The sequence below is a fragment of the Ruoffia halotolerans genome (assembly GCF_014049385.1).
Classification (GTDB): Bacteria; Bacillota; Bacilli; order Lactobacillales; family Aerococcaceae; genus Ruoffia; species Ruoffia halotolerans.
Genome location: NZ_JACAOA010000023.1, coordinates 1 through 15,577, shown reverse-complemented (window position 1 = coordinate 15,577; position 15,577 = coordinate 1). Strand labels below are relative to the sequence as shown.

19 protein-coding genes are annotated in these 15,577 nt (G+C 37.8%); 4 read left to right on the top strand and 15 right to left on the bottom strand.

Annotated features, from left to right (window positions below):
* Positions 1-3 precede the first annotated feature (3 nt).
* The 4 genes from HW423_RS08305 to HW423_RS08290 all read right to left on the bottom strand — a co-directional run bounded on the left by HW423_RS08305 (position 4) and on the right by HW423_RS08290 (position 3,511).
* A complete protein-coding gene (locus HW423_RS08305) occupies positions 4-894 on the bottom strand; it encodes an SIR2 family NAD-dependent protein deacylase (protein WP_218931469.1) in 891 nt (296 codons plus the stop codon).
* Positions 894-1,670, bottom strand: coding sequence for a protein-ADP-ribose hydrolase (locus HW423_RS08300; protein ID WP_235956419.1), 777 nt, complete (start codon positions 1,668-1,670; stop codon positions 894-896). Before HW423_RS08300 ends, HW423_RS08305 begins: the two co-directional genes overlap by 1 nt.
* 98 nt (positions 1,671-1,768) lie before the next feature.
* Positions 1,769-2,101 (bottom strand): glycine cleavage system protein H, encoded by a 333-nt coding sequence (locus tag HW423_RS08295; protein ID WP_218931468.1) that lies wholly within the window; start codon positions 2,099-2,101, stop codon positions 1,769-1,771.
* A 246-nt stretch (positions 2,102-2,347) separates the two neighbouring features.
* Positions 2,348-3,511: a tetratricopeptide repeat protein gene (locus HW423_RS08290; RefSeq protein WP_218931467.1), complete on the bottom strand. Its 1,164-nt coding sequence runs from the start codon at positions 3,509-3,511 to the stop codon at positions 2,348-2,350.
* Positions 3,512-3,600: 89 nt separating this feature from the next.
* On the opposite strand from HW423_RS08290, the gene HW423_RS08285 reads away from it, so the two are divergent.
* Positions 3,601-4,224 carry an NUDIX hydrolase gene (locus HW423_RS08285; RefSeq protein ID WP_218931466.1) on the top strand — a complete coding sequence of 208 codons (624 nt, stop codon included), beginning with the start codon at positions 3,601-3,603 and terminating at the stop codon, positions 4,222-4,224.
* 51 nt (positions 4,225-4,275) lie between these two features.
* Here HW423_RS08285 and epsC read toward each other — a convergent pair whose 3' ends face one another.
* The 8 genes from epsC to HW423_RS08245 form a co-directional block, all read right to left on the bottom strand.
* Positions 4,276-4,845: a serine O-acetyltransferase EpsC gene (gene epsC / locus HW423_RS08280; RefSeq protein ID WP_218931465.1), complete on the bottom strand. Its 570-nt coding sequence runs from the start codon at positions 4,843-4,845 to the stop codon at positions 4,276-4,278.
* Positions 4,829-5,749 (bottom strand): cysteine synthase A, encoded by a 921-nt coding sequence (gene cysK / locus HW423_RS08275; protein WP_218931464.1) that lies wholly within the window; start codon positions 5,747-5,749, stop codon positions 4,829-4,831. The genes epsC and cysK overlap by 17 nt, the downstream gene beginning before the upstream one ends.
* Positions 5,750-6,064: 315 nt before the next feature.
* On the bottom strand, positions 6,065-6,292 hold the full coding sequence (locus HW423_RS08270; protein ID WP_197104199.1) for a hexameric tyrosine-coordinated heme protein: 228 nt from the start codon (positions 6,290-6,292) through the stop codon (positions 6,065-6,067).
* 170 nt (positions 6,293-6,462) lie between these two features.
* A complete protein-coding gene (locus HW423_RS08265) occupies positions 6,463-6,729 on the bottom strand; it encodes a type B 50S ribosomal protein L31 (RefSeq protein WP_218931463.1) in 267 nt (88 codons plus the stop codon).
* A 211-nt stretch (positions 6,730-6,940) separates the two neighbouring features.
* On the bottom strand, positions 6,941-7,129 hold the full coding sequence (locus HW423_RS08260; protein ID WP_218931492.1) for a hypothetical protein: 189 nt from the start codon (positions 7,127-7,129) through the stop codon (positions 6,941-6,943).
* A gap of 36 nt (positions 7,130-7,165) precedes the next feature.
* Positions 7,166-7,567, bottom strand: a complete 402-nt coding sequence (locus HW423_RS08255; protein ID WP_218931462.1) for a GNAT family N-acetyltransferase — start codon at positions 7,565-7,567, stop codon at positions 7,166-7,168.
* Positions 7,568-7,789: a YdbC family protein gene (locus tag HW423_RS08250; protein WP_218931461.1), complete on the bottom strand. Its 222-nt coding sequence runs from the start codon at positions 7,787-7,789 to the stop codon at positions 7,568-7,570.
* 15 nt (positions 7,790-7,804) lie between these two features.
* Positions 7,805-8,254: an aminoacyl-tRNA deacylase gene (locus HW423_RS08245; protein ID WP_218931460.1), complete on the bottom strand. Its 450-nt coding sequence runs from the start codon at positions 8,252-8,254 to the stop codon at positions 7,805-7,807.
* A 197-nt stretch (positions 8,255-8,451) separates the two neighbouring features.
* Between HW423_RS08245 and ade the strand changes: the two genes are divergently transcribed.
* Positions 8,452-10,191, top strand: a complete 1,740-nt coding sequence (gene ade, locus HW423_RS08240) for an adenine deaminase (protein ID WP_218931459.1) — start codon at positions 8,452-8,454, stop codon at positions 10,189-10,191.
* A 179-nt stretch (positions 10,192-10,370) separates the two neighbouring features.
* Here ade and rho read toward each other — a convergent pair whose 3' ends face one another.
* The 3 genes from rho to HW423_RS08225 form a co-directional block, all read right to left on the bottom strand.
* Complete coding sequence (rho, locus tag HW423_RS08235; protein WP_218931458.1) at positions 10,371-11,636, bottom strand: transcription termination factor Rho; 1,266 nt, start codon at positions 11,634-11,636, stop codon at positions 10,371-10,373.
* Between the two features lie 127 nt (positions 11,637-11,763).
* Positions 11,764-13,035 carry a UDP-N-acetylglucosamine 1-carboxyvinyltransferase gene (locus HW423_RS08230; RefSeq protein ID WP_218931457.1) on the bottom strand — a complete coding sequence of 424 codons (1,272 nt, stop codon included), beginning with the start codon at positions 13,033-13,035 and terminating at the stop codon, positions 11,764-11,766.
* Between the two features lie 10 nt (positions 13,036-13,045).
* Positions 13,046-13,876, bottom strand: a complete 831-nt coding sequence (locus tag HW423_RS08225) for a hypothetical protein (RefSeq protein WP_218931456.1) — start codon at positions 13,874-13,876, stop codon at positions 13,046-13,048.
* A gap of 272 nt (positions 13,877-14,148) precedes the next feature.
* Between HW423_RS08225 and HW423_RS08220 the strand changes: the two genes are divergently transcribed.
* A complete protein-coding gene (locus HW423_RS08220; RefSeq protein ID WP_218931455.1) occupies positions 14,149-14,856 on the top strand; it encodes a TraX family protein in 708 nt (235 codons plus the stop codon).
* 10 nt (positions 14,857-14,866) lie between these two features.
* Entirely contained in the window at positions 14,867-15,454 is a 588-nt protein-coding gene (locus tag HW423_RS08215) for a hypothetical protein (RefSeq protein WP_218931454.1), read from the top strand.
* Positions 15,455-15,577: the final 123 nt, after the last annotated feature.

The window sequence follows — 15,577 nt, the reverse complement described above, 5'->3', positions numbered from 1 at the left end:
TGTTTATTTGACCGCATCGAAGTTTTTAGCTTTGTGAATCGTATTAGCGATGTCTTGGGCTAAATGAACTGTTTGCGGGCGGATCGCTTTTGGAATTCGGTAATTTTTCTTATTCATTGTAACAAATAATGCTTTGTCGTTTGCTTCCGTCATTTTTTGGAAGGGATGTTTAATGAATTGAGGCGTTGTGTGTCCCACGCCGATTTCTAAAAAGACTACTTTTTTGCCTTCATTTTCTTTTAGAAAGGCTTCATAGCGATCTTTTTGTGCATGGAAATCGCCGTCTTCCACCATACCTTTTTCTTCATTTCGCTTGTTAATTTCAAAAGGTGCACCACATTCTGGACAGTGTGGTACTAATTCAGACGGAACTTTCATGTTCTCCTGTTGCTCCACCATCTCACGAATTACTGAATCGTCGCGGTAAGTTTGTTGATGACAGTGTTTTGAACATTGCCATAAACCATACTCACCTTGAATGTGAAAGACATGGTCACTATCATAATCGGCTACATCAAAGGCATTATCGGCATTAGTTGTAATAATATGGTAATTGCGTCCTTCTAACATGTCTTTTAAATCTAAGTACGACTGCCCTACTGGTTGATCTAAATAGTTTAAGACAACGAAGCGACTTTGAAATGCCCAATACTCTTCCACACTTTCAAAGTCAAACAGACTTGCTTGTAACATATCTAGTAGGCCGTACTTTTCAATGAAGTCAGGAAAGGCGTCTGTAAAGCGCGATCCAATATATTTAAAGCCGTCTGCTGCTGACATTCCAGCTCCGATACCTACAACAATGGCATCCGCTTCATCAAGCAATCGTCGTAACACTTGGCCATCTTCTAAAGTTCCTTGCTCTGCTTCAAGGGTCTTCCAATAATTTGCCATCATGCGTCTCCTTTAATTAATTTCTTTTGATATATCGCTTCATCTTCGTCTTCATACACATTGAAAATCACTTTTAAATCTGTCTCATGATCAATTAAATAATCACGAACTGTCGTAATCGCAATCTCCGCTGCTGGCTCATTCGGAAAGCCGAAGACCCCGGTTGAAATACAGCAGAAAGCAATACTTTCAAGTTGGTTTCGATCAGCCATCTCTAAACATGCCTGATATGTCTGGGCAAGTAACTTTTGATTGATTCTTGTCACTCTGCCACTGGCAGTTGGCCCAACAGTATGAATGATATAGTTGGCTGGTAAGTGATAGGCTGGAGTCAATTTTGCTTTACCTACCGGTTCCTTCTTCCCTTGTTCAGTCATAATTTCGTGACATGCAAGTCGTAAACGAATGCCCGCCTTTGTATGAATAATATTGTCAATACAATTATGATTTGGGATAAAACATCCTAACAGCTCTGAATTGGCTGCATTCACTATACTATCAACCGCTAAAGTTGTAATATCACCTTTCCAAAGATAAATATTATCTCCTGCAACTGGTGTTAAATCTTCTAAAGCTACTGCTTCTTCTTGATTATTATTTGCTTTTAGAAAGCGGTCCTCATGTTCTAAGTACTCTTCCGAGATTGCTTTTGGTGGACGGACATTGACCAAATGACGCCATTTCTTAAAAGCATCTTCCGATTCTTCAAGTGTAGGGGCATCTTCTTCTTTTGATAAATATTGAACCATCCATTCAAGATCTACGATTGCTTTCATTGACTCGTCCTTTCAATTTCATATTTTCCTAGATAAAGTAGACGCACTTAAGCAAAGGGCTTGGCCTCTACTTAAATGCGTCCTTGTATTGCATATGATTACGCTTCTTCTAAAGCATTGAATGCTTCTTCGTCAACGTTAGTTAATTTTACTAACCAGTTCTCATCTGCTTTCGCTGAGTTTAATAATTGAGGATTATCTTCCGCTGCTGTATTGCGTTCTACAATTGTTCCAGCAATGGGTGATGCAATCTCTAATACTGTCTTTGATGCTTCTAAGTTTAATATTGCATCATCCACTTCTAAGTTATCTTCTTGGTTAAATTCCACAAAACCGATGGTTCCAACATCATCTTGTAATTCTGCAGACATACTCACTGTATAGTTATCGCCATCTTTAGTAATTAATAAAAAGTTCCCAATTCTTTCCATAATAATCTCCTTTATTTCAACTGATTTATACGTATTTTTTTATTTAATCTGTATTACTTTTATATACAACACTGTATCATATTCAAGTTAAAACTGAAAGGGTTTTACACTCTGAAAGTAATTATCACATGTTTGGTTTTCCTTCAATACAGGAGTGATACAGCCCTACATTCTATTATATTTTAAAAGAACAATAAAAGCACTTCCTACACAAGTTGCGCTCGGAAATGCTTACATCAGGGGTGCTTATTTCTTTTTGAATTTTACACCGTTTGCTTTTAATTGCTTAATGGTTTGTGGACCGATATGCTTTACGGCTAAGAGCTCTTTTTCTGTATATGCTGAAAAATCTTCAACTTTTACCAGTCCCATTTCTTGAAGTGTTACCGCCGCATTATGTACGACATCTGCCAGAACGGGTATTTCTAGATAGGACTTATAAGTAAATTGATTCGTTTGTGCTCGGTATTGCTTTGACGCGCCTGTAAACGAAATAACTTTCTCATTTACATTCACACGCTCATGTGGTTCTGCTGCTTCATACTCCTCCAACATCCAGTCAAACAAATACTCTGAGCTAACTACGACAGGCAAAATATCATTTAACGCAACCGCAATAGATTCAAAGGAATTCATTTGGAAATGATCAACTTCACCAAAACCTAAAATTAAATCCATTGGCCAAGAATCGTCCATAAATAATTGAAAGAGATTGTCATTTGCTTCTTCTAAATCTAAGAATAAATCTTTAGCATACGTCAATTTATTAGTCAAAACTGCCACAACAAGCAATGGAATAATCATTCGATCATCTTCACTCGCTGGGTAAGGGACATCTGAGAACAGTTCATAGGCACTTTCAAAGTCATATGTCCGGCAATAAATCGACATAATATAATAACGTGCCCCTAAACTATCCATCTCGTCAATCTCATATAAGTTTTCAAAATGTTCTAACGCTTCTTCTAACAAGCCTTGTTTAAATAAAATCACGGCTAACATAAACTTTAATCTTAAGTAAGGACGTTCTTCATAATTTATCCAGCCGACTTGATCTGTTTCTTCCCATTTATGAAATGCTTTAATCTCTAGCTCACGAATTTGCTTAATTTGTTCAACCAAAGTGCCTTCAATGAGTTCTAAATGGGCGTTCCAATTTTCTGGCCACAACTCAATCGCTTCACGTAATAAAGCCTTGCGCTGCTTCTCATCATCGATACTCATTGATAGTTCGAGTAATTCTGCTGATTCCATTTCAGGTGTTGATTCTATCTCATTTTCTAGATTACCTTTATTATAAAACGACATAAAAGCTTCAATTGCTTTTTCAATATTTTCAAATTCATCTCCATACTGGTCAATAAATTGCTGTAATGCACGAAAAATGTTATCATCATTACCAAAAGACATAACTCACACCTCATTTCAGATATTAGTTATAGTATACCGTTAATGGCATCACTTTAACAATATTTTCGAGAGAGTAAAAGGAAGAAAATATGAAGAAAATTCGACAGATTATCCAACATTATGATGCTAAAGCACTCGGAGTTCAAAGAGGTTACGCTGTTCTGCTCCCGCTCATAAAAATAAAGGATGAATGGCATGTGCTGTATGAAGTTCGTAGTAAACATATCTCACAACCAGGTGAAACTTCTTTCCCTGGAGGACGCATTGAAACGGATGAATCACCTGAAGAAGCCGCTGTTCGTGAAACGATGGAAGAGTTAAATATCCAACGCGAAAATATCAGCGTCTATGGGGAAATCGATTATATTATTGCTGCCAATCGAATTATTTATTGTTACGTTGGTGAAATTACTGGTGTGGCCTTTGAAGATATTTATCCAAATATTGAAGTAGAAAGATTGTTCACAATTCCTTTAGACCACTTAATGGAAAACAAACCCACTTTGTATCAATTGAGTTTTGAGTATACACAAAATCAGGGTAAGGAAGTAAATCAGGAATTTCCATTTCATCTGATTAATCAAGGTGAAAAATATCCCTTTAATGAAGTCAAACAGAAAATTCCTTTTTACCATTTTCCTGATGAAGTTTTATGGGGTTTTACCGCAAATTTCACTGACCGATTTATTCAAATTATTAAAGACGGCCAATAATGTACACAAAAGATGTTCAATCTCCAATAGTGAGACTGAACGTCTTTGTTTTTAAATTTGATATTCCCCGATACGGTTCCAATTTTTATCATGAAGAATAATACGAGCTGGCACGCCTACGGCGGTTGCATACGGTGGGACGTCTTTTAATACGACGGCACCGGCACCAATTTTGGCGTGATGACCTACAGTAATGTTACCTAGTAAAGTCGCGTTAGCTCCAATTTCAACATCATGTTGAATTGTTGGATGGCGCTTCTTTCCTTTCTCATTCCCTGTTCCACCTAAAGTCACTCCGTGGTAAAGCTTAGCCCGGTCTCCCAGAATCGCTGTCTCACCAATAACCACACCCATACCATGATCGATAAAGATATTCTTACCGAGTTTTGCGCCGGGATGAATTTCTATCCCTGTTTCAGTTCGAGACACTTCTGATAATTTGCGTGCTTCATAAATTTCACCTTCTAAGTAAAGTTTATGCGCTTCTAAATGATTTTTAACTGCTTTAAAGCCTGGGTATAAGTCAGTGACTTCCTCTACGCTTGTTGCGGCAGGATCATTTTCATAAATGTATTGCGCGAGTTCAAGGGCTTCGTCACTATAATTATTCTGCTTGTCCATTGCCGAAAAACCCAGAAGATAAGTAGCGTTCTCCACTATCTGGTAATACAACGACTACTTTCTTACCTTTCCCTAATTCTTTTGCTAAACGTAATGCTACTGCATAGTTCGCTCCAGAAGAAAATCCAGCTAAGATCCCTTGTGACTTCGCTAACTCAACAGCTGTATTAATCGCTTCATCGTTCGATACTGTCTCAATCTTATCAATGACAGATTGGTCAAGGATTTCTGGAATAAAGTTCGCTCCTAAACCTTGAATCTTATGCGATCCTGCTTCTCCTTTTGTTAAGATTGGTGAAGCTTCTGGCTCTACTGACCAGATAACTGTTTCTGGATTATTTTCTTTTAACACGCGTCCTACACCTGTAATTGTTCCTCCAGTACCAATACCTGCAACGAAACCATCCACATCCGGAACATCTTCTAATACTTCACGGGCAGTTGTTTCTTCATGTGAAGTTACGTTTGCTTCGTTTTTAAATTGGCCGAAGATAGGTGCGTTTTTCTCTTTAGCAATTTCTTCCGCTTTTTCTCCTGCTAAACTCATTCCACCTGAAGCTGGTGTTAATACTAATTCTGCTCCATAAGCTTGCATTAGTTTACGGCGCTCAACACTCATTGAGTCTGGCATTACGATAATTACTTTAATACCTAACGCTGCTCCAACCATTGCCAAACCAACACCTGTGTTACCACTTGTTGATTCAACGATTGTTCCACCAGGTTTTAGTTCACCTTTATCTAATAAATCTTGAATGATGTATTTTACAGGGCGATCCTTCACTGATCCACTTGGATTATTCTTCTCAAGTTTTACATAAACATCTGCATAAGAATCATCTAGACCGTTGATTTTAACTACGGGTGTATACCCAATTGCGTCGACAATATTTTCAAATAACATATATAAATCCTCCTAATAATTTAGTTTAAATTTCAATCAAATATCTATTAAAATGTAACGCTTTAAACGCTTAAAGTCAACGAAACCGCTCGTTAAACTCACATTATTGACCTTCAAAAAAGCGAAGGCAGGCATTGAGTTAAATGCAATGACGGGATAATGGGTCGCAAGAGTGAATTGTGTCCTTAAGATTTTTTCAAGGGCTTAAAATCGTATATCTTGTTCCTGACTTTTTCTCAAGGACATTATCTGACCAAAAAAAATCCTCAACAATGTAGTTAAAATAACTACAATTATTGAGGATCATACTGTCTCTTATTTCCAATAGTTGTTAGCTGCTGCAACTGTTTGGAAGTTAATCGCAACGACTTGCGAAGCGAATGTTAAACTGTCGGGATTATTTGCATAAATAGGACGTAATTTCTTTCTAATTTCAGCATCAGGTTGCGTCATCCCGACAGCTTTACGTGCTAGTTTCATTGCGAGGTCGTACCCTTCTTCAGGTGTTTCAGTGATTAAGCTTGGTAACCATGATTCAGTCATCTTTACCATCCTCCTATTGTTTGATAGTTTAAATATACCAATCATTGACTTCAAATTTATTGACGTGCATCAAGTTTTTCTAAAAATAGTTAGCCAAAACGAAAAAAAGACTCACTACACTTGGTAGTAAGTCTTTTGAAACATTGGTATAACAATGTTCATAACTATAATTAATCTTGTTTTGCGTTTTTGTCTGCGAAACCGAATTTTTTGTTGAAACGGTCCACACGTCCATCGGCTTGCGTGAATTTTTGACGTCCTGTATAGAATGGATGAGAATCTGAAGAAACCTCAACACGGATTAATGGATATGTGTTTCCATCTTCCCACTCTACTGTTTCATTTGATGTTTTTGTAGAACCTGATAAAAATTCAAAACCTGTTGATGTATCACGGAAAACTACTTGTGAATATTCTGGATGAATTCCTGCTTTCATATGTCTACTTCCTTTCTGCCGTGATTTATATGCTAAACCACAGTTAATTATTATGCATCTGCGTGCAACATCAGTATAATACCACGTTTGATATTTGAATGCAAAGACTTTTTGAATTTTTATTCTTTTTTATTTTTATTATGTTTAGTCATTTTTAATTCTCATATAGTATTGATTAACGACATATAGAACCTGATGACCGTTCAATAGTTTACTCTTCTTTTTCTTTATCTTTCGGGCTCATATCTATTGAGCCAAGGGCAGCTCCAAAGGCCACACCTAAAGCAATCCCTATTCCAATATTGTCCATCATTATCCCAAAAGCAACTCCTAAGGCTATACAAATTCCCATCCACATCCCAGTATTTCCTTTGTTCTCGCTCTTCTTCTGTTTACTCATGATAAAGTCCTCCTCGACTTTTTCATCTCAAGCACGCTACATTGAGAAACCTAACGCACCAGTTTCATTGAATTCCTTCATTCCTAGTGACTGATAAAATGCTTTCGTTGCAGGTGAATTCTCAGTAGTTAATATAATCTGCTTTGCGTATCGGATCTCTTTTAACATCTTTTGCATTAAATACTTCCCTATTCCTTGCTTTTGATAATCAGGATGGACCAAAACATCTTGAATATAAGCAATGTACACACCGTCGCCTACGACTCGAATCAAGCCGATTAAACGTTCTCCGTCCCAAGCTGTTAAGTAATGCTTGGCTCCTTCGAGTAAACTCGTTAAGTCCGGATTATCTTGTGTATAAGCGCTCCATCCGACACTTTCATATAAATGAAGCAGTGCCTCGTGGGTTATATCGACTTTCTTTTGGTATTCAATCATCTATAGATCCATCTTATTTAATACATCGCGGAGTACTCTTAATTCTTCTTCTGTAAAAGTCAGTCCTTTACCCATTTTGTCGTATTCTGGACCCCAGTCTCGTATATCAAATTTGGGTTCACGTTCATTCCAACTAACTTTTGTTAATTCTTTTGACCAACCTTTCGCATTCTCACTTAATTGGCCGTAATGTTCTATAATTTCAAATTTAAAATCTGCCATACTATCTCTCCTCTATTATGCTGTCGCAATATCTGCGAGTTCAAAGTTAATAACTGCTACTAAATCCCTTGGGTTTACTTCCACTGAAAAGCCAACTTTTCCTCCACTGAATAAAATAAGTTCGTACTCTTTCGCCGATTCATCTAGCACGGTCTTAAATTGTTTCTTCATCCCAATCGGTGAGCAGCCCCCATGGAGGTATCCTGTGAGTGGAAGTAATTCTTTTTCTTTAATCATATGAATATTTTTTTCGCCAACAACTTTGGCTGCTTTTTTTAAATTCAATTCTTGCGTTACTGGAACAACGAAGACGTAATGTTCACCCGATTTCCCTTGTGTAACAAGGGTTTTGTAGATGGGCGACTCGACTTTTAATTTGTCTACATCTTCCCATTGATAGCCAGTATACTCGATTTTATTTTGCTCAAGCACACGCATCACATTTGTTTTATCTTTTTTCGCCATTTTATCACCTATCTTAGTCTTCTTTACAATCTTATTATACCGGAAATGCTAACTACTATAAAATAAGAACAACTTCTTCACTTCAGTGAATAACACGAACAATGATATTTATTTTGTGTTTATTATCCGCGTATCCTTGAAAGGAAGTCCATCTATTGTCTATTATAGATAAAAGTTATTTTTCAAGGGAGGATTTCATGAATAAAGCATCACTAAAACATTTAATCGACGTGGCTGCAGGGCGAACATCAGCAGATGTCGTCATTAAAAATGCACGAATTGTCGATGTCTATCAAGGACAATTAATTGAAGGGGATATTGCGATCACAGAAGGTGTCATTGCCGGCATAGGGGGTGATTATGAAGGTAAAGAGGTCCACGACTTAGCAGGTAAGATTGTAGCACCCGGGTTAATCGAACCACATATTCATGTTGAATCATCTTATGTGACTCCAGAAGAATTTGCCCGGGTATTAGCGATTCATGGGACAACAACGGCCCTCGCGGATCCTCATGAAATTGCTAATGTGGCTGGCATGAACGGGTTAAGCTACATGATTGATGCATCTCAGAATGCAGGGATTGATATCCGTTATATGATGCCCTCATGCGTCCCAGCAACAAATATGGAAAACTCCGGCGCCGTTATCACTGCCCAAGATATGGTTCAACCAATTATTGACGGGCAAGTTGATGGTTTAGCTGAATTTATGAACTTTCCAGGTATTATTAATAATCAGGATAGCGTCATTGACAAAGTGATGGTGGCCCGTGAGCACGATAAACGAATTGACGGACACAGTCCGATGGTTACAGGTAAAGATTTGAACGCTTATATTGTTGCTGGGGTGGAAAATGATCATGAATGTACTACGATTGAAGAAATGCATGAGCGATTAAGTCGCGGTATGTACGTCTTCTTACGTGAAGGGTCTGTGACACAAAACTTACGCATGTTACTTAAAGGAGTCACTTCTTCCAATAACCGTCGCTGTCTTTTATCTGGCGACGATGTCCAAGCAAAGACACTTTTAGAGTTAGGTCATCTAGATAATAGTTTACGAATTTGTGTTGAAGAAGGTCTGGATCCAATGACTACCATTCAAATGGCAACAATTAATACCGCTGAAGCGACACGTCTGCGTGACCGCGGGGCAATTGCACCTGGCTTGCGTGCGGATTTAATTGTATTTGATAACCTTGAAGACTTCACAGTTCAACGCACTTATGTTGAAGGAGAGTTGGTTGCTAAAGACGGCGAATATTTAGTTCCGATTCAGCGTGCCAATTACGAAGTCGTTGAATCGAGCGTGAAGTATAAGGATTTTAGCGAAGAGCGTTTAGTTTTACCTTTAGAGTCTGATACTGTCCGTGCCATCGAAGTCGTTGAACAAGAAGTGATTACCAATGAAGCGATTATTCAAGTGGACCGCGATGCTGATGGAAATTTTAAATATAATCCTGACATTCCAGTAGTTAAAATTGCTGTGATTGAGCGCCATCACTTAACTGGTAATGTGAGTGTGGCTTTATTAAAAGATTATGGAATGAAATACGGAGCCATTGCTCAGTCGATTGCACATGACAATCATAATGTGGTTGTTGCGGGAACAAATGATTCTGATATGGCTTTTGCTGTGAAAGAATTGGAGCGACTTCAAGGTGGTGTCGTGTTAGTTAAAGACGGTCAAGTCATTGCTGATTTTCCTCTCCCAGTGGGCGGCTTGATGAGTGATTTAACAGCCGAAGAAGTGATGGCACAACAAGATGCCATTAATAAAGTTGCACACGAGAAGTTAGAAATTTCTCACCGTGTTGATCCAATTATGACATTAAGTTTCATGCCACTTTCTGTAATTCCTGCACTTAAAATTACCGACATGGGCTTGATTGATGTAACAAAATTTGAATTTGTTCCAGTATCAATTTCGGAATAAACTCTTATAGAGGCAAGCAACTGCTAATGGGCAGATTGCTTTTTTTTGGTGGATGATTGTCTGAGTCAATAAGGTTGGTATAAAGCGTCACTTTGAGTTTCCATAGTGACGCTTTTCTCTATTTACAAGCCCAAACAAAAAAGCGACATCATTTTCATGACATCGCCCTTGAATTTCGATTATTTTTGGACTAATTTTTCAATTTGTCCTAAGAATTCTTCGTTAGTATCTGTGTGACGGAGAATTCCGATGAGTTGATCAGTGTATTCAAGAGAATTTCCGACCATCATTTTGCGGAACTTCCAAATCTTATCTAACTCTTCTTCCGGAATCAGTAATTCTTCTTTACGTGTTCCTGAACGTTGAATATCAATTGCTGGGAAGATACGGCGTTCTGCTAGTTGGCGAGATAGGTGAATTTCCATATTCCCTGTCCCTTTGAATTCTTCATAGATTAAATCATCCATACGGCTGCCTGTATCCACTAAAGCTGTCGCTAAAATAGTTAATGAACCGCCGTCTTCAATATTACGCGCTGCTCCAAAGAAACGTTTCGGGAAGTAGAATGATGCAGGGTCTAACCCACCACTTAATGTACGGCCACTTGGTTTAACTACCAAGTTATAAGCACGAGCAAGACGTGTGATACTATCCATTAATATAACAACATCACGGCCATCTTCAACTAAACGCATGGCGCGGTCCAAGACTAATTCTGCAATACGAATATGGTTCTCAGGTTTTTGGTCAAACGTTGATGAAACTACTTCACCATTCACGCTCCGTTCGATATCTGTTACTTCCTCTGGTCGCTCATCGATTAATATAACAATGAGTTCTGCTTCAGGATAGTTTTGTGAAATCCCGTTAGCAATGCTTTTTAATGTTGAAGTTTTACCGGCTTTAGGCGGTGAAACAATTAGGCCCCTTTGTCCAAATCCAATTGGTGAGAACACATCTATTAAACGGTTACTGATTGCATTTTGCTTGTACTCTAATTTAATTTGTTCTTCTGGATATAATGGGGTTAAACTTGGGAAATGATCACGTTCTTTCGCTTCTTCTGGGTCTTTACCATTCACGGTTGAAATTTGCATCAAACCGTAATAGCGCTCATTTGATTTTGGTGGACGCGCTGGGCCGGCTACTTTATCCCCGTTTCTTAAATCAAAACGGCGAATTTGTGAATTTGAAATATAGATATCTTCTTGACTCGGCGAGTAGTTAATTGGACGAATAAAGCCAAAACCATCCCCAGGTAAAATATCTAAAACTCCTTCAACTTGGAAGAAGCCTTGTTTCTCTTCTTGCGTACGCATAATCGCTAAAGCTAATTCTTTTTTACTTAATTCACTATAGTTAGGGATTTTAAGTTCGCGCGCGTAACCATAGAGCTCTTTTACGTCTTTGTTTAATAATGTTGGCAATGAAAATGCATCTGTCATTTTATCAGTTCCTTTTCTTTACTTGAATGTTTGTGGGGAGTTTGTTTTGTGGGCGAGTGGGGTGGTTTGAATACAAAAATATATTTGGACAGAGTTTAATTGATCTGCCCAAATATAGTCATGTTTATTATTCTTCGACAGTGTCGTCTTCAATCATTTCAATATCGGCACCAATAGCTTTTAATTTACCTACGATATCAGTATATCCACGTAAGATATTGCTTACACCTGTGATGACTGTCTCGCCATCAGCGATTAAAGCCGCAATTACAAGACATGCGCCGGCACGTAAATCACTTGCGCGAACTGGGGCACCCTGGAGTTTTGATGGGCCACTAATGCGGATAATATCGCCATCTACTTTGATATTTGCACCCATACGATTTAGTTCTGGAATGTGTTTCACTCGTTGTGGATAAATTGTATCCATAATCGTTCCTTCACCGTGAGCTTTTAAAAGTAATGGTGTGAAAGGTTGTTGTAAGTCAGTCGCAAAACCAGGGTATGGTAATGTTTTAATGTTAACCATATTTAAGTTTTCAGATTTCTTAATGTCAATCGAATCTTCACCAATCGTCATCATCGCACCCATTTCGTCTAGTTTAGCAATGTAACTTTCGATATGTTCATAAATAACGTTTGTGACACGAACATTTTCACCCATTGCGACTGCTGCTGTGATGTAAGTACCCGCTTCAATACGGTCTGGAATGATTGTATGGTTGGTACCATGCATTTCGTCGACACCTTCAATACGGATAACGCTTGTTCCAGCACCACGGATATTTGCTCCCATTTTGTTCAGAAGTGTCACAACATCGATAATTTCTGGCTCACGTGCCGCATTTTCGATGATTGTTTTTCCTTTAGCGCGGACAGAAGCTAGAATCGCGTTGATTGTTGCTCCCACTGAGACAACGTCCATGTAAATTCTTGAACCTTCTAGGCCATTTGGCGTTGATAAAGTAATAACACCAAATTCGTCTTCAACCGTTGCTCCAAGTGAACGGAAGGCTTTAATATGTTGGTCAATTGGTCGAGGTCCTAAGAAACATCCTCCAGGTAGTCCGATAACACCTTCACCAAATTTCGATAAAGTTGCACCCATAAAGTAATAAGACGCACGTAAACTTTGGATTCTTCCTGTTGGCATTGGAATTGACACCATATCTGTTGGGTCAATCATTAGTGTATTGTTTTTAAATTCGGTTTTTACATTAAAATCAGCAAGGATTTCAAGTAATGAGTGCACATCTTGAATATCTGGCACACCTTCAAGTACAACTGGTGAGTCAGCAATAATTGCGGCTGGTATTAATGCCACCGTACTGTTTTTTGCTCCGTTAATTGTAATTTCACCGTTTAGAGGTTTTCCTCCACGAATAACTAATTTTTTCATGTTTCGCTCCTTAATTCGTTCTGTCTTGTATATTATTTTTAATTGCTTTATTTAATTCGTTCAAAATCGCCCATTGGCGCTTGTCATCTAGTCCAGCAAGTATTAATGCTTCCTGAAGGAGACGATGAATTTGCTCCACGTTCATCCCCGTACGACGTTCAACTAGTTCATCACTGACATAAATTACTTCGTGAGCCACGATATTTCGGACATATTTTTCAATATGTCTTAAAGAAATGGCTTTCGCTCTAACCTCGTCATTTCTACTATGATCGTCAATGAGTTTTAACAAATGACTCGAACTTACATAGTGCTTATAATTGAAGCGGTCGCCGTAATATTTTGTAAAGGTCTCAGCCACTTTATTCGCTTCTTCCTCCACTTTTGCTTGCTTCCATTGTAAACCACGATAAACCGGCTTTCCTTCAACGGTTTCCTTGACAATCGGTTGGATATATTGACTTAATTCCGGCATAAAATCTTCTTCGATAATTAAGCGCAGTAAATCAACCAACAACGGACTGAGTGCACGAAAATAGTCCATATATTCACATCGTTCAAATTGAACATTCATATAATGTGCATAGCTATACACTCGGCGTTCTAGGTATGTGGGCTTGAGTAAATATTGGCGGTCTACTTTGGGAGCTAGTTGCTCAATTTCTCGAATATTTACATCTAGAAAAGCTTGAGCAAGTTGTATTGAGTGAATAAGGTAGGAATCGTTCAGTGTAGTATTCTCTTTTATATAAGATAATAACGGTCGATATTGATTATATTCCAACATATGATCAATCAACGTCATCTGAGTTTTACTTATGATCGGGGAAGGTTGTATCACAGATTCATTCTCCTTAAATTTTATATAGTAGAAGTATATCATAACGCTTCTAATAAATTAACATTCTTGTTTAATGATTCTTGCATAAGCCCGGCATCCTTCAAAGAAAGGACTACTATATCCATGTTTTTCTTGTTAAAATATGTATAATTCCTCTAATTGAACATTAGATTGTTAAAAATATTTTCTATACAGTATCATAACTTAATTACTGTTATGTAAACATTGTATTTCAAAATGAAAGATTTGACTCAGAAAGGATACTTTATCATATGGAAGCTTTAAATAAGCCTCAAAATACGTTTATAAATAGTGCGACCATCAAAATCATTGCGATGGCTTCGATGTTTATTGATCACTTAGGTGCTTTCGTTTTCCTACCCTGGTTACAAGCGGGGAATGGTCAAGCTAATTTCGAAACATGGAACTCCGTGTACACCGCAAGTCGGGCAGTCGGGCGGCTCGCTTTTCCGTTATTCTGTTTTTTAATTGTCGAAGGCTTTCAGCATACAAGCGATGTGAAAAAGTATTTAAAACGTCTCGGTATCTTTGCGCTAATTTCTGAAATTCCTTTTGACTTAGCGAGATCGCATACATTCTTTGATTTTTCTGGACAGAATGTGATGTTCACCTTATTTAGTGGACTGTTTGCTATTTGGTGTATAGAAAAATTTGAGCAACCCATTTACCGTTTTGTGGGAGTTGTGCTCTCCTTAGCATTTGTCTTCATCTTGGACACAGATTATTCTACTTTAGGCGTATCCGTCATCATTATTCTGTACGTCCTACGGGATTACCGGTTATTCCAATCCCTTTTTGGTGCTTTTGCATTTATCGGCAGTTGGTTTGCGATGCCCGCTTTCATTATTACCTATTTTTACAATGGTTTAAAAGGAAATCTCAGCTCCAAAGCATTCTACTGGTTCTATCCAGTTCATCTATTACTTTATGCACTGATTGCATATTTATTATTATCTTAGGAGGAAAAATATGAAAATAAATTATCCTATTAATGATACAGAAGAAGAAATCAAAGAAGTTGAAAAAATTTACAAAGATTACCCTGAATTACCTTACATCTCACCAGAACGTAATCTAAAAAAATGGTTCCGTGATTTAAACTTAACAAGCGAAACGCGTGTGCCTTTGCGCAATATGCAACGTACTGAAGAAGGCTTATTACCGGGAGATATCATCTTAATTTGGCGAATTTCTTTAGGGACATTCACAAACGAATCAGTGATGCCGAAATACTTTGAATATGACTACGGCATTAACGCTCACCAATCTTTAAAAAGCTTAATCGAACACGGTTATGTGGTTCAAGAGTCGCCTTATGAATCAATGGATCACGTCACAGCTACTTTGTTGAAAAGCTTATTAAAAATGAAAAACATTAAAGGCTATTCAAAATTAAATAAAACAGGCTTAGTGGAAGAAATCAAAAAGCATTATTCCAATAAAGAATTAGATGAATACTTCAATGTTCGCGGCTTACGTTTAACTGATTCTGGTAAAAAAGCTTTAGAAAACAATCAATTTGTGATTGATAAACATCCAACAAAACCAGGTTATTAAAAAGTTTTAGTGTTAGTGAGAGAAATCTTGCTGGCACTATTTTTTAGGTAGTTTTTGATGGACTTGAGCCAAATGGCAAAGTCATTTGGCTTGAGTTGGACCAACTAGAGACAAACCACATCA

What these genes read in the sequence shown, in the direction of transcription:
- HW423_RS08305 (WP_218931469.1), bottom strand. Translation starts at nt 894, where the DNA reads ATGGCAAATTATTGGAAGACCCTTGAAGCAGAGCAAGGAACTTTAGAA.
- HW423_RS08300 (WP_235956419.1), bottom strand. Translation starts at nt 1,670, where the DNA reads ATGAAAGCAATCGTAGATCTTGAATGGATGGTTCAATATTTATCAAAA.
- HW423_RS08295 (WP_218931468.1), bottom strand. Translation starts at nt 2,101, where the DNA reads ATGGAAAGAATTGGGAACTTTTTATTAATTACTAAAGATGGCGATAAC.
- HW423_RS08290 (WP_218931467.1), bottom strand. Translation starts at nt 3,511, where the DNA reads ATGTCTTTTGGTAATGATGATAACATTTTTCGTGCATTACAGCAATTT.
- HW423_RS08285 (WP_218931466.1), top strand. Translation starts at nt 3,601, where the DNA reads ATGAAGAAAATTCGACAGATTATCCAACATTATGATGCTAAAGCACTC.
- epsC (WP_218931465.1), bottom strand. Translation starts at nt 4,845, where the DNA reads ATGGACAAGCAGAATAATTATAGTGACGAAGCCCTTGAACTCGCGCAA.
- cysK (WP_218931464.1), bottom strand. Translation starts at nt 5,749, where the DNA reads ATGTTATTTGAAAATATTGTCGACGCAATTGGGTATACACCCGTAGTT.
- HW423_RS08270 (WP_197104199.1), bottom strand. Translation starts at nt 6,292, where the DNA reads ATGACTGAATCATGGTTACCAAGCTTAATCACTGAAACACCTGAAGAA.
- HW423_RS08265 (WP_218931463.1), bottom strand. Translation starts at nt 6,729, where the DNA reads ATGAAAGCAGGAATTCATCCAGAATATTCACAAGTAGTTTTCCGTGAT.
- HW423_RS08260 (WP_218931492.1), bottom strand. Translation starts at nt 7,129, where the DNA reads ATGAGTAAACAGAAGAAGAGCGAGAACAAAGGAAATACTGGGATGTGG.
- HW423_RS08255 (WP_218931462.1), bottom strand. Translation starts at nt 7,567, where the DNA reads ATGATTGAATACCAAAAGAAAGTCGATATAACCCACGAGGCACTGCTT.
- HW423_RS08250 (WP_218931461.1), bottom strand. Translation starts at nt 7,789, where the DNA reads ATGGCAGATTTTAAATTTGAAATTATAGAACATTACGGCCAATTAAGT.
- HW423_RS08245 (WP_218931460.1), bottom strand. Translation starts at nt 8,254, where the DNA reads ATGGCGAAAAAAGATAAAACAAATGTGATGCGTGTGCTTGAGCAAAAT.
- ade (WP_218931459.1), top strand. Translation starts at nt 8,452, where the DNA reads ATGAATAAAGCATCACTAAAACATTTAATCGACGTGGCTGCAGGGCGA.
- rho (WP_218931458.1), bottom strand. Translation starts at nt 11,636, where the DNA reads ATGACAGATGCATTTTCATTGCCAACATTATTAAACAAAGACGTAAAA.
- HW423_RS08230 (WP_218931457.1), bottom strand. Translation starts at nt 13,035, where the DNA reads ATGAAAAAATTAGTTATTCGTGGAGGAAAACCTCTAAACGGTGAAATT.
- HW423_RS08220 (WP_218931455.1), top strand. Translation starts at nt 14,149, where the DNA reads ATGGAAGCTTTAAATAAGCCTCAAAATACGTTTATAAATAGTGCGACC.
- HW423_RS08215 (WP_218931454.1), top strand. Translation starts at nt 14,867, where the DNA reads ATGAAAATAAATTATCCTATTAATGATACAGAAGAAGAAATCAAAGAA.